The sequence below is a fragment of the Microbacterium sp. NPDC058345 genome, from assembly GCF_042723855.1.
Taxonomy (GTDB): domain Bacteria; phylum Actinomycetota; class Actinomycetes; order Actinomycetales; family Microbacteriaceae; genus Microbacterium.
Map to the genome: position 1 here is coordinate 1,091,075 of NZ_JBHXIG010000001.1, position 12,653 is coordinate 1,103,727.

General features: G+C 72.1%; 11 protein-coding genes. 4 read left to right on the forward strand and 7 right to left on the reverse strand.

Annotated elements, in window-relative coordinates; translation table 11 throughout:
* Positions 1-109: 109 nt before the first annotated feature.
* The 3 genes from ACFWH5_RS05105 to ACFWH5_RS05115 all read right to left on the reverse strand — a co-directional run bounded on the left by ACFWH5_RS05105 (position 110) and on the right by ACFWH5_RS05115 (position 3,586).
* On the reverse strand, positions 110-1,474 hold the full coding sequence (locus ACFWH5_RS05105; protein WP_378832488.1) for an extracellular solute-binding protein: 1,365 nt from the start codon (positions 1,472-1,474) through the stop codon (positions 110-112).
* 166 nt (positions 1,475-1,640) lie between these two features.
* Positions 1,641-2,594 carry a carbohydrate ABC transporter permease gene (locus ACFWH5_RS05110; protein WP_378832491.1) on the reverse strand — a complete coding sequence of 318 codons (954 nt, stop codon included), beginning with the start codon at positions 2,592-2,594 and terminating at the stop codon, positions 1,641-1,643.
* Positions 2,594-3,586: a carbohydrate ABC transporter permease gene (locus tag ACFWH5_RS05115; RefSeq protein ID WP_378832493.1), complete on the reverse strand. Its 993-nt coding sequence runs from the start codon at positions 3,584-3,586 to the stop codon at positions 2,594-2,596. The genes ACFWH5_RS05110 and ACFWH5_RS05115 overlap by 1 nt, the downstream gene beginning before the upstream one ends.
* 258 nt (positions 3,587-3,844) lie before the next feature.
* Between ACFWH5_RS05115 and ACFWH5_RS05120 the strand changes: the two genes are divergently transcribed.
* Positions 3,845-5,380, forward strand: coding sequence for an FAD-dependent oxidoreductase (locus tag ACFWH5_RS05120; protein WP_378832494.1), 1,536 nt, complete (start codon positions 3,845-3,847; stop codon positions 5,378-5,380).
* A 6-nt stretch (positions 5,381-5,386) separates the two neighbouring features.
* Here ACFWH5_RS05120 and ACFWH5_RS05125 read toward each other — a convergent pair whose 3' ends face one another.
* The 3 genes from ACFWH5_RS05125 to ACFWH5_RS05135 are packed head-to-tail and all read right to left on the reverse strand — an operon-like array spanning position 5,387 to position 7,997.
* Positions 5,387-5,986, reverse strand: coding sequence for a class II aldolase/adducin family protein (locus tag ACFWH5_RS05125; protein ID WP_378832496.1), 600 nt, complete (start codon positions 5,984-5,986; stop codon positions 5,387-5,389).
* A complete protein-coding gene (otnK, locus tag ACFWH5_RS05130) occupies positions 5,983-7,242 on the reverse strand; it encodes a 3-oxo-tetronate kinase (RefSeq protein WP_378832497.1) in 1,260 nt (419 codons plus the stop codon). The genes ACFWH5_RS05125 and otnK overlap by 4 nt, the downstream gene beginning before the upstream one ends.
* On the reverse strand, positions 7,239-7,997 hold the full coding sequence (locus tag ACFWH5_RS05135) for a DeoR/GlpR family DNA-binding transcription regulator (RefSeq protein ID WP_378832498.1): 759 nt from the start codon (positions 7,995-7,997) through the stop codon (positions 7,239-7,241). The genes otnK and ACFWH5_RS05135 overlap by 4 nt, the downstream gene beginning before the upstream one ends.
* A gap of 68 nt (positions 7,998-8,065) precedes the next feature.
* Here ACFWH5_RS05135 and ACFWH5_RS05140 point away from each other — a divergent pair, with 68 nt between their 5' ends.
* Genes ACFWH5_RS05140 through ACFWH5_RS05150 form a run of 3 tightly spaced genes read left to right on the forward strand, consistent with a single transcriptional unit; the run spans position 8,066 to position 11,042 of the window.
* Positions 8,066-9,496: an FGGY family carbohydrate kinase gene (locus ACFWH5_RS05140; RefSeq protein WP_378832500.1), complete on the forward strand. Its 1,431-nt coding sequence runs from the start codon at positions 8,066-8,068 to the stop codon at positions 9,494-9,496.
* Positions 9,493-10,398, forward strand: a complete 906-nt coding sequence (locus ACFWH5_RS05145; protein ID WP_378832502.1) for a hypothetical protein — start codon at positions 9,493-9,495, stop codon at positions 10,396-10,398. Before ACFWH5_RS05140 ends, ACFWH5_RS05145 begins: the two co-directional genes overlap by 4 nt.
* Positions 10,395-11,042, forward strand: a complete 648-nt coding sequence (locus ACFWH5_RS05150) for an aspartate/glutamate racemase family protein (protein WP_378832505.1) — start codon at positions 10,395-10,397, stop codon at positions 11,040-11,042. The genes ACFWH5_RS05145 and ACFWH5_RS05150 overlap by 4 nt, the downstream gene beginning before the upstream one ends.
* A gap of 15 nt (positions 11,043-11,057) precedes the next feature.
* Here the strand turns inward: ACFWH5_RS05150 and ACFWH5_RS05155 are convergent, their stop codons facing one another.
* The gene (locus tag ACFWH5_RS05155; protein ID WP_378832507.1) at positions 11,058-12,650 is read right to left on the reverse strand and encodes a beta-N-acetylglucosaminidase domain-containing protein; all 1,593 of its coding nucleotides are present in this window, start codon (positions 12,648-12,650) and stop codon (positions 11,058-11,060) included.
* Positions 12,651-12,653: the final 3 nt, after the last annotated feature.

The window sequence follows — 12,653 nt, forward strand, 5'->3', positions numbered from 1 at the left end:
TCAGCATCCGTTTCGAAGGTCGGCGATGAACAGGGGCAGAAAGGAAGGTGACGGGGGTGAGAAAAGAAGAGGGCGAACCGGTCCCCCACCGGCCCGCCCTCTGGTGCGGTCAGCCCGCGGTGATGTTCTCGTAGGCTCGCATCGCCGCCTGCTGTGCGTCCGCCAGGGCTTCCTCGGGCGTCTTGTCACCGAGCAGCGCTGCCGTGATGGCGTTGTTCAGCTCGTTCTGGATCTCCTGGCCGGCGGGCGAGGAGCCGAACGACTGACCGTAGTCGACCACGTCGTAGTAGGTCGAGATGACCTGATCGAACCCGGCGTTGCCGCTCTCGACGACCCACTTGTCGCGGATCGCCTTGTCAGCGGCGGGAGAGCCGGTGAACAGGCCGGTGTTCACGCCGCCGTCGGCCTCGCGGGTCGCGGCGCGGGCCTCACCGGCAGCCATCCAGGCGTCGTCTGAGGTGAGGTTGACCATCCAGGCGCACGCAGCCGCGGGGTTCTTCGCACCCACCGGGATGACGAAGGCGGTTCCGGATGCCACCGAGAAGGGCTCGCCGTCAGCGCCGCGGAACGGCACCGCCTCGAGCTCGATCTGATCCATGTACGGCGCGAGGACGTTGGGGTACCACTGGGCGTTCACCTGGGCGCCGACCTGCTCGGCGACGAACTGGTTGTTCTCGCCGAAGGTGTCGAACGCGTCGGTGAAGCTCTTCACCTTGGCGAACCCGCCCTGGGCGTCGTTGATCTGCTTGAGCATCTCGATGCCGGCGACGTTGCTCGGATCGTCCAGGGTCGGCGTGCCGTCCTCGTCGTTGAGCTGTCCGCCCATGCCGAGGATCCACAGACCGCTCTGACCGGTGGCGACCGGATCGAAGCCCAGGCGCGTGGGCACGCCGCCGGACTCCTGGTACATCTTGCCGATCGCCTCGAGCAGCACCTCGGGCTTGGAGGTGTCGATCTGGTCGGCGGTCACACCGGCCTCGGCGAGCACCTTCTTGTTCACCAGGATCGCCGGCGGCTGGTAGAACTGCGGCACCGCCCAGATCTGGTCGTCGTAGGTGACGTCGTCGACCACGAACGGATACCAGTGATCGCGCGGCGAGACGCCCTGCTCCTCGAAGCACTGGTCGAGCGGCATGACGAGCCCCTGCGCGGCATAGGTGGTGGCGTAGCGGCGGTCCATCTGCACGACGTCGGGCACATCGCCGCTGGCGATGCGGGTCGTGAACTTCTGCGCATCGAAGGCCGTCGCGTCGAGTTCGATCTCGAGATCGCCGAGCTGCTCGGCCGCGTAGTCGAGCCGCGACTGGCCGACGTCGTCGGCGTTCTCGAAGCCCCATGCGTTGAGGGTGCCGGTGACCTCGCCGCCGAAGTCTACGTCGGCGGCGGGATCCTCTTCCCCTCCGCCGCCGCAACCGGTCAGCACGACAGCGGATGCCGCGACCACTGCGGCGATTCCCAGAATGCGCTTGCGCATGTCTTTCCCTTTCGATTGGGCGGCGCCATCGCCTCCGCCGGGCGGAACTCCCGATGTGGGAACCTTCCCACATAAAGGTAAGCGTTCCGGCCAGAGGGGGCAATGACTCTGCCGCGTCTTTACTGCTTCGTGATGTTCTCTTGTGGAATCGATGCCAGAGAGCGGGTCATCCCTTGCGCCCCTGCGTGGCGACGCCCTCGATGAAGTAGCGCTGCCCGAAGGCGAACAGGATGAGCATCGGCAGCGTGACGATGAGCGACGCCACCATGACGTACTGGTAGTCGCCGTGGCCTCCGGCCGTCGGGCTGTACTTGGTCATGGCGTAGGCGATGCCCAGTGGCGCGGTGAAGTCGTCGATCGAGCCCGCGTTGAGGTAGATCAGCGCGGCATACAGGTTGTTCCAGCTGGCCTGGAACTCGAAGAGGAAGACGATCACGAACGACGGGATCGACAGCGGCATCGCGATGCGCCAGAACAGCCCCCAGTAGCTCGCCCCGTCCAGGCGGGCGGCCTCGAAGAGCTCGCGCGGCAGGCCCAGGAAGAACTGTCGTTGCAGGAAGATGTAGAACGCCGAGCCGAACAGGTTCATGCCCCACAGCGGCACCCATGTGCCGAGCAGCCCGGTCTCCTTCCAGATGAGGTAGATCGGGATCATCGTCACGGCGCCGGGGAGCATCATGGTCGCCAGCACCAGCCCGAACAGCAGCCCTCGTCCGGGGAACTTGAAGTACGCGAACCCGAAGGCCACGATCGAGCTCGACACCGCCACGGCGGTCGCCGCGATGACCGCGATGGCGACGCTGTTCCACAGCCAGCTCATCAGCGGCAGCTGGTTCCAGACCTCGACGTAGTTCTCGAAGACGACCGTCTTCGGGAAGAGCGCGTTGTCGAACACCTCGCCGCGCGGCTTGAGGCTCGCCGCGATCAGCCACACGAACGGGTACAGGAACAGCAGCCCGAACGCGATCAGCACGATGGTGAGCACGATGCGCGACGCGAAGCTGCGCGGCTGCGCCATGTTGCGCCGCCAGCGGGAGCGCTTCGGCACCGTGACCAGCTCGGTCTCGAGCTCGCGGGCCGGTCGTTGCGGGGGCGGTACCTGCTGCAGCGATGCCGACATCAGCGGTCTCCTTCGTAGTAGACGAAGCGGTTTCCGAACTTCACCTGGATCACCGTGATGATCATGATGATGACGAACAGCAGCCAGGCCATCGCGGCGGCGAATCCGAAGTTGAACTGACGGAACGCCTGCTGGAACAGATAGATGGCGTAGAACAGAGACGCCTCTGGCGAGGAGTTGCTCTGATCTCGCCAGAACAGCAGGTACGCCTGGTCGAAGATCTGGAACGCCGCGATCGACAGCACGATGACGTTGAAGAACATCGCCCCCGAGATCATCGGCAGGGTGATCGAGAAGAACTTCCGCACCGCCCCTGCGCCGTCGAGGGAGGCGACCTCATAGAGCTCGACGGGCACGTTCTTCAGCGCGGCGAGGAAGATGACCATCGTGCCCGCGACCGTCCACAGCGTCATGATGACGATGCTGGGCTTGACCCATGCCGGATCGACGAGCCATTGCGGGCCGGGGATGCCGAAAAGCCGCAGGAACTCGTTGATGACGCCGGTGTTGCCGTTGAGCAGCATGAAGAACACCGCGGCCGTCGCCACGGCGGGCGTCATCTTCGGCAGGTAGTACAGCGTGCGGAAGACGCCGGCTCCGCGACCCACGCGGTTGAGCAGCATGGCGAGGAACAGGGCGAAGATGATCTCGAACGGCACCGCCATCACGACGTAGAAGAGCGTGTTGCCCAGCGCGACCATCACCCGCGGGTCCTCGAAGAGGCGCGCGTAGTTATCGATGCCGACCGGCCGCGCGGTGTTCGTGGCGAGGTTGTAGTTGCTGAACGAGATGTAGAGGCTGTAGATCATCGCGCCGGCCGTGAAGATGAGGAAGCCGACGATCCACGGGGCGATGAACAGGTATCCGGCGATAGCCTCGCGCTTGTTGTAGCGGTCCCGGGCGGGCCGCGGACCCTTGCGGCGCCATCGACTCGTCTTCGCGACCTCCTCCTGCACCGGGGCGAGCGCCTCGGGCGAGGACGCGACGGTCATCGCAGCGCCCCTGACGTGCAGGGGACCAGGCGGTTCGTGTGTCTCATCACGCAGCTCCCGTCGAAGTGTGGCATCGTTACCACATGGGTGCGACTATACGGGGCGAGTTCCCCCTGATGCAACCGTCCGCGCAGCGCGCGGGCGCCGGACCTCATCTCCATGCGGCGAGCCTAGACAGGTCGAGCGCTTCGGAACAGATCTTGCGCGGGAAGCGCGTCGTGTGCATGGCCGACACCGGCAGGCGCGGGAGGTGAGGCGATGATCTCGGCGGATGTCGTGGTGTACGGCGCCACCTCGGCCGGCGTGTGCGCCGCCGTCGCCGCGGCAAGGGCGGGCGCGCGCACCGTGCTCATCGAGCCGGGCCGGCACGTCGGGGGCATGACCAGCGGCGGTCTCGGCTACACCGACATCGGAGATGTGCGGGCGCTGGGCGGCATGGCCGCCGAGTTCCGCGCCGCCGTGGCCGAGCACTACGGCGTCGCCGTGGGACGCTACGCGGGTCCTGAGCCGCATGCCGCCGAGCAGATCATGCGCGGCTGGCTCGAGCGCGCCGGCGTGGACGTGCTCTTCGGCGCCGCGCTCGACCGGGTGGAGTCGCAGGGCGGGCGCGTCAGCGCGCTCGCCCTGGGCGACGGCACGCACGTCGATGCCGCGGTCTTCGTGGATGCCGGATACGAGGGCGATCTGCTCGCGGCCGCGGGGATCTCGTGCGTCGTCGGGCGTGAGTCGCGCTCGCTGCACGGCGAGCAGTTCGCCGGCCGGCGCGAGATCGCCCCTGGCAGGCACGCGACGCCGCCGTGGATCTCGCCGTTCCGCGACGACCCGCGCGGGACGACTCCTGGCCCGCTGCTGCCGCAGATCAAGCCGGGCCCCCTCGCCGAGGTCGGCGCGGGCGACGGCGGGGTGATGTCCTACGGCTACCGGGTGTGCCTGTCGCAGGCACCCGATCGCATCCCGTTCCGTCGCCGCGGCGGGTACGACGATGCGCACTGGGAGCTGGGCCGTCGCCTCTTCGCTGATGCGGCACGCCGCGGCGATGTGCACCCGGCGGGTCGCTACATCGGCCTCGAGCCCAACCTGCCGGGCGGCAAGGCCGACGGCAACTCGCTCGGCCCGTTCTCGCTGAGCGTGCTCGACGGCAGCGCCTGGGACTATCCCCTCGCCGATCCCGCCGGACGCGAGCGGATCCGCCGGCACCACCGGCACCACGCCGAGGATCTGCTGTGGTTCCTGGCCAATGACCCCGCGGTGCCGGCGAGCATCCGTCACGAGATGCAGCGCTGGGGCCTGCCGGCCGACGAGTTCGCCGACACCGGGCACCTGCCGCATCAGCTCTACGTCCGCGAGGCGCGCCGCATGGTCGCCGGCACGGTGCTCACGGAGCACGACCTGCGCGCCGGCCGCGTGCCGCAGGACGTGATCGCGCTCGGGTCGTATCACCTCGACGTCCGGGAGGTGCAGCGCAGCTGGCAATGGGTGTACGAGCATCCCGACCCGATCGCCATGGTGGTCACCGAGGGATACCTGTCGGTGCGCGTGCCCGTCTATGGCATCGGATACCGCGCGCTGACGCCGCGGCGCGCGGAGTGCGAGAACGTGCTGGCGGCGGTCTGCGTGTCGGCGTCGCACGTCGCGTTCTCGTCGATCCGGATGGAGCCGCAGTACCAGATGCTCGGCCATGCGGCCGGCACGGCCGCGGCGATGGCGGCGCGGGACGACGGAGTGGTGCAGGACGTCGACGTCGCACAGTTGCAGGAGCGGCTGCGCGATGCCGGCGCGGTGCTCGCGGTGTGAGCCGGTTCAGCCCCAGGCCGTCGCCGGGTCGAGCGTGCGCGCATCGCGCCCGTGCAGGGTGAGCGTCAGCTCGGCGGCCGCCTCGAGCTCTTCGCTGAGATCGACCGCACGCACGATGTCCGGCGCGCAGACGACGCTTCCGTGGTGGGCGAGCAGCAGGCAGGCGCTGCGCGCCGCTGCCGCGCCCACCCCCTCGGCGAGAGCGGGCGAGCCCGGCGACGCGTAGGCGACGAGCTCCACGCGACCCAGCATCCGCACCCGGTACGGGGTGTACGCCGGCAGCGGATCGTCTCCCGCGGGAGGGGTCAGGCACGAGATCGCGGTCGCGGCCCGCGAATGCAGGTGCACGACGGCGCCGGCGTCGGGGCGCGCCCGGTACGCGGCCACGTGCATCGCCCACTCCTTGGTGGGCGCCGGTCCGGAGAGGTGCGCACCGGCGGCGTCGAGCACGGCGAGGTCGTCGGCGGTCACCCGACGCAGCGATGATCCGGTCGGAGTGATGAGGATGCGGTCCCCGTCGCGGATGCTGGCATTGCCGGAGCTGCCCGGCGACAGCCCCGCCTCGGCGAGCGCGCGGCAGGCCGCGATCAGTGCGTCTGCGCTCACGGCGCCTCCTCCCAGGCGGCGGCGAGGAGGTCGACGCCGCCGAAGTTGCCGGACTTCAGGCACAGATCCAGCATCCGCCCGGCACGGTCGGCGGCCGTGGTCCACGCGACACCGGGCGCCACGACCCGGCGCACCCGGAGCGTCCTGACGCCCAGCGCCGCGGCGACCGCACCGGACGTCTCGCCACCGGCGACGAGGATCCTGCGCACGCCGTGCTCGGCCACGGCGGCGCTCGCGATGCGGCCCAGGGCGTTCTCGATCAGCTGCGCCGATCTTTCGCGGCCCCAGCGCTGCTGTGTGCGCGCGACCTCGTCGGGTTCCGCCGTCGCGGTGATCAGCGGCACCCCCTCCCCGGTGTCGCGGAGAAACGCCAGGGCGTCGTCGACCGCGGCCTGGGCATCCGCCGCAACCGCATCCGGGTCGAGGTCGAATCGGGGCCCGCCGTGCGCCGCGACCTGGGCGCGCGTGCGCTCCGACCCGCTGCCCGACAGGATCAGCGGCTTTCCTTCGGGGGCCGGCGGCGGCGGTTGCGGCCGGCCGGGGGCGAGAGACCGGGCGATGGCGGTGATCAGCCCCGCCGCACCACCGGCGAGCACGTCGGGCGTCTCGGCGAGCGCGGCCGCCACCGCATCCAGATCGTCGTCCAGTACGGCGTCGACGAGAAGGTGGCGCACCCCGCGTGCGCGCAGCCGGCGGATCGCCGCGGCGACCGCCGAGGCGCCGCGGCGCACCTCCTCGATGGGCACCAGCCCGACGGCGTGCGGGGTCTGCCGCGCCAGCACGCGCACCAGGTCGGGATCGTGCATCGGGGTGAGCGGATGCTGCGCGAGCGACGACTCGGAGAGCAGCCGGTCGCCGACGAAGAGGTGCCCGTGGTGCAGGGTGCGCCCGACGGACGGCGTGGCCGGCGTGCCGACCGAGATCGCATCGGCCGTCATCTCGTCGAGCAGGCCGTCGGCGACGGGTCCGATGTTGCCCGCATCCGTGGAGTCGAAGGTCGAGCAGTACTTCTGGTAGATCAGCGTCGCTCCCCAGCCCCGCAGCATCCGCGCCGCCGCGATGCTGTCGGCCACGGCGCTCGCCGCCGGCGCGGTGCGCGCCTTCAGCGCGACGACCGCGACGTCGGCGTCGGGTCGGTCGGCCGCATCCGGGATGCCGAGGCTGATCTGCGCGTGCAGGCCGAGAGCGCTGAGTCCGGCGGCGACGTCACAGGCCCCGGTGAGGTCGTCGGCGACGACGCCGAGCCCCGGGGTCATCGGGCGATCCTGACCTCGATGCCCGCCGCCCGGAAGGGAGCGAGCGCGGCGGAGTCGGCGCGGTCGTCGGTGATGAGCACGTCGATGGCGTCGAGTCCGGCGATGCGCACCGGCGCCGACGTCGAGGTCGCCAGTTTGCCGGCGTCGGCGAGCAGCACGACGCGAGCCGACTGGGCCGCCAGCACGCGCTTGATCGCCGCATCGAGCACGTTCGCCCCCCAGAGCCCGTCGCGGTCGGCGGCCGTCGCCGAGAGGAGCGCCAGATCGCAGCGCACCCCGCGCAGCATCTGCTCGGTGAGCGGGCCGGCGAAGCTGCGCGTATCGGGCTGGTAGTGCCCGCCGACGGCGATCAGCCGGGGGCAGGCCGCACGCGCCAGCTCGTCGATCACGGGCTGCGAGTGCGTCACGATGGTCGCCTCGGGCAGCAGCGGCACGGTGGCGGCGACGGTGGTGCCGGCGTCGAGGGCGATGATGCTCGCCGCCGCCGCCTCTTCGGCGGCGAGCGCGGCGATCGCCCGCTTCTGCGCCGTGCCGACGGCGTCGCGGTTCTCGAACGGGACGCCGCCGGATGCCGGTGCCGCACCGCCCGCGACGCGGCGCACCAGGCCCTGCTCCTCGAGCAGTCGCAGATCGCGGCGCACGGTCATCTCCGACACGCCCAGGCGTGCGGCGGCCACGGCGGACGCGAGGTAGCCCTCGGCCGAGATCTGGCGTTCCAGCTGCGCGCGACGCTCCGGCGCATCCGTGTACCGCATGGGTCCTCCGAATGTGTGAGATCTGACACACTTGCACTTTCTGTTCAAAATGTAACAAACTTGGCGACGTGACGCTCGTCCTGGGACTGGACATCGGAAGCACGTCGACGAAGGCCGCCCTCGTCGACGTGCACGCCGGGGTGCGCGTGCTGCACCTCGAGCACCGCCCGACGCCCTCCGATCCGCGCGCGCTGGTCGCCGTCGCGGCCGACGCCGCACGCTGCTGCGCCCTGCGCGCCTCCTCGCCGATCGCGGCCGTCGGCATCGCCTCGATGGCCGAGAGCGGTGCGGTTCTGGATGCGGACGGCGCGCCGCTCACCGACCTGCTGCGCTGGGATCGCGCCGTCGAGCGCGCGCACCTCGACCACCTGCTCGCGCTGCGCCCGGGGCTGCCCGAGACCACAGGCGTGCCCGCGACCACGAAGCCCGCCGCGGTCGGACTGATCGCACTGCGCGCCGAGCAGCCCGCGCTGTTCCGCGCGATGCGGCACTGGGCCGGGGCAGCGGACATGGTCGCTCACGCGCTCACCGGTGAGCGCGTGCTCGATCACACGCTCGCCGTGCGCACCATGCTGGCCGGTGCCGACGGCGACGCCTGGGATGCGGAACTGCTCGACGCCCTCGGCATCGCGTCGCAGACGCTGCCCGCGCTGCGCGCTCCCGGCGAGCCGGCCGGCCTCACCGACGACGGCGCTGCGGCCTTCGGGCTGCCCCGCGGCATCGCCGTGCACGTCGCCGGTCACGACCACGCGGTCGGCGCCTGGGCGGGCGGAGCCCGCCAGCCCGGAGACGCGGCCGACTCGCTCGGCACCGCCGAGGCGGTCGTGCGGGTGGCTGAGCACATCGACCGGGCGGATGCCGTGACCGCCGGCTTCGCCGTGTCGCGCACGGTCGACGGCGCAGCCCGCACCGTGCTCGGCGGCAGTCGCTCCTGCGGGTCGCTGCTCGCCCGCTGGGAGGCCGAGAACACCGGAACGATCGCGCTGCTCGCCGACGAGGATCCCGGCCGCTGGCGCACCAGCGAGCTGACCGTGCTCCCCTACCCCGAGGGGCGGCAGTGCCCGGATCCCGACCCCGCGGCGGTGCTCCACACCCTCGGCGACGGCGACCACGACGCCCGCGCCCGTGCGCTGCTGCAGTCGCTGGTCTCGCACGCCCGATGGATGAGGGAGACCGCCGACCGGCTCGCCGGCTCGCCGAGCACGTCCCTCGTGCTCCTCGGCTCACTCGCTCACCGCCTCCGCGCCTGGCCCGCGCTCGCCGCGGCGGCCGGCGTGCCCACCCGGCTCACCCACGCCCGCGAACCGGTCGCCGCCGGCGCGGCACTGCTCGCGGCGGTGCGCGAGAACGCCGTGTCCGAGGATGCGACGCTCGGCGCGCAGCCGGTCGCCCCCGCCGTCGCGCCCGGCCTGGACGACGCGCACCGCCGGTTCCTCGCCGCCGTGCGCGACAGCACCGGCGGCGGCGCACCGCACCGCCCCGAAGAAGGAGAACGATGACAACCCTCGACGCCCTCGCCCGCCCGACCGGTGCCTTCGCCATGGTCGCCATGGACCAGCGCGAGAGCCTGCGGCACATGTTCGACCTCGCCGGACTCGGCAGACCCGACGACGACGTGCTCATCGACTTCAAGGTCGCCGTCGCCGAGACACTCGCCCCGCACGCCTCGGCCTTCCTCGCCGACCGCCGGTACGGGTTCGACGCGGTGCGCGCGGCCGTCCCGGAGGAGACCGGCCTCATCCTCGCCGTCGATGCGCTCGATCAGGCCGACGGCGGCCCGGTGGAGGACACCGACCTCGACGACGAGGCGCTCGCCGACATCCCCGATCAGGTCGACGCCTTGAAGCTGCTGCTGATCTGGCGGCGCGACGCCCGTCGCGACGACCGGGTGCGCCTGGCGGCGCGGTTCATCGACGAGGCCCGCAGCCGCGGCGTGCTCTCGGTGCTGGAGCCGGTCGTGCGTGCGGCCCCGGGTGAGCAGGACTTCGACGCGGATGCCGCCATCCGCGAGGCGGCACGGGAGCTGTCCGCCCTGCGACCCGATCTCTACAAGGCGCAGGTCCCCCTCGCCGGCACCGGCGATGAGGGCGAGCAGCGCCGCGCCAGCGCAGCGCTCGATGCCTGTATGACGGGCCCCTGGGTGGTGCTGTCGCAGGGCGTGGAGCGCGACCGGTTCGCGGATGCCGTGCGGGCGGCCTGCCAGGAGGGCGCCAGCGGGTTCCTCGCCGGACGCGCGCTGTGGAGTGACGTCGTCGGCGAGCAGGACCTTCGCGAGGAGCTGCGGCGCCGATCGGTGGACCGGCTGCGGGCGCTCGCCGACGTGGTCGACGCACACGCGCGACCCTGGCGGGAGGCGGCATCCGGGCCCGGCTCCGCCGGCGGCGACGGAGGCTCGGCATGACCGTGCGCGTCGGCGTGCTGCACACCGTGCCCGCCCTCGTCCCGGTGTTCCACGAGTTGCTGCTGGCCCGTCGCGACGACCTCGACGTGGTGCACGTCGCCGACGCCTCTCTGCTCTCCCGTGCGGTCGCGGGCGGGGTGACCGACGACGTCCGCGCGGCGCTGCGCGGTCACCTTTCGGCGCTGCGCGACGCCGGGGCGAGCGCGGTGCTCGTCACCTGCTCGTCGATCGGCGAGGCAGCCGTCGAGGCGGCCCAGGCCGTCGGCGTGCCGCTGCGCCGCGTCGACGAGGCGATGGCCGCCGCAGCGGTGCGGCGCGCGGCATCCGGCACAGGGAGGGTGCTCGTTCTCGCCACCCTCGACGCGACCCTCGGGCCGACGACGCGTCTCGTGCAGGCTGCCGCCGCGCGGGCCGGGTCGGCGATCGACGTCTCGTCGCACGTCGTGGCCGGGGCGGCCTCCGCCCGGGCCGCGGGCGACCTCGCCCGGCATGACGCGCTCATCGCCGCGGCGGTGGCCGACGCCGCAGACGTCGATGCGATCGTGCTGGCGCAGGCGTCGATGGCGGCCGGAGCCGGCGACGATCCGCGGGCGATGGCCTCACCGGAGTCTGGCGCCGACGCGTTCGTCGCGCAACTGCCCTGACGTCGCCTCGGACGGTCAGGCGTCGGCCGGCTCCACCGCGCGCTCCTGAAGACCGGCGACCGTGCGGGCGAACCGCGGAACGACGTCGACGGCCACCTTCGCGTGATGGGTTTCGGCCCGCGTCAGCGCCGCCTCGACCATCGCGACGGTCGCGCCGGCACGCGCATCTCGCAGATCCAGGGCCACGAGCCCTGCCGCGGCCATGTCGGCCGCCGCGCGCAGCCATGGCGCCAGCGAGCGGGCGGGCTCCTGCTCGGTCGTCACGAGGCCCAGCGCGTGCAGTTCCTCGAGCCGGGTCCGAAGGTCCGCGGCGGCCGCATCCGATCCGGCGAGGCTGTCGTCGGCGAGACGCTCGAGCTCGGCATCCATCGGCGCGGACGGCGGCCACGACGACAGCGTCCGCACCAGCGGCGCCAGCGCCTGCGCCTGGTCACCGGCGATGATGCGCAGCGCGGCCCGCGCCGCGCGTGCCGGCTCGTAGTCCGCGGGGTTCCATGCCCAGTCGGCGAACGCCGCGATCCCGAATCCGCCGGGGGCGTACTCCACCATCGGGTTCGACCACGCCCCGCGCAGCGCCGATCCCTCGACGCCTGCCGTGCGGCCGAGCAGCGGGCCGAGGAACGCCCGGCCCCGATCGAAGTCGTTGACGGGGAAGTTGTCCCACAGCAGCAGCCGCTCGCCGAAGACCGCCGCCGCATCGTCGATGTCATCCCTGGTGATCGCGCCGACCACGATGTCGCTGCCCGTCCACCACACCAGCGCTTCGTCCGGCAGGCCGGCGGCGAACGCGGCGCGGTAGTCCGAGCCGGCCACCCCGGCGTAGTCCATCGGCACCACGAGCAGCTCGGATCCCGCGCGCCGGCCGGTCAGCGCCTCGCCGAACCGGCGAACGGTGAGCGCATGCGCCTCGCCGAGCGCGCGCCCGTCGTCGCCGAACCGCTCCGTGTCCTGCGCGTGCACCGGCGTCGGCGGCACATCGTCGAAGAGCAGGGCGACGTCCGGCACGCCCGCGTCGAGCAGCTGCCGCGCCTTCGCGGCGAGCAGGTCGTGCTCGGCCTCGTCCGAGAACACCATCGATCCCGCCGGATGCAGGGCGACGACGACGTCGACGCCGTGATCGGCGCCCTCTCGGGCGAGATCCGCGAGCAGCGCCAGCTCGTCATCGGGGTACGGCTCGCGCCAGCGCACCCGATGGTACGGATCGTCCTTGGGCGCATAGACGTAGGAGTTGAGCTTCAGCCGTCCGGCCAGGCGCAGGGCGGACCGGCGTTCGTCGTGCGACCACGGCTCGCCGTAGAACCCCTCGATGATGCCCCGCCTGGCGAGCATCGGGGCGTCGTCGACGGTCACGTCGGGCACAGCGCCGTGGACGGCGGCCACGTCGGCGAGGGTCGTCCGCGCATGCCGGAACCCCCGCGCGCCCGAGGCGCGCACCTCGCCCCGCCCGCCGTGCACCCGCAGGCGGTACCCCTCAGCGGGCACCGCGGGGTCGTGCACCTCGGCGAGGGAGGCGAGCACATCCGCGAGCGGATGCCGCCCCGCCCCGAACTCGATCCGGCGCGGATGCGGAAGCAGGGGAGCAGCAGAAACGGTGTCGTCTTCGCGCACGTG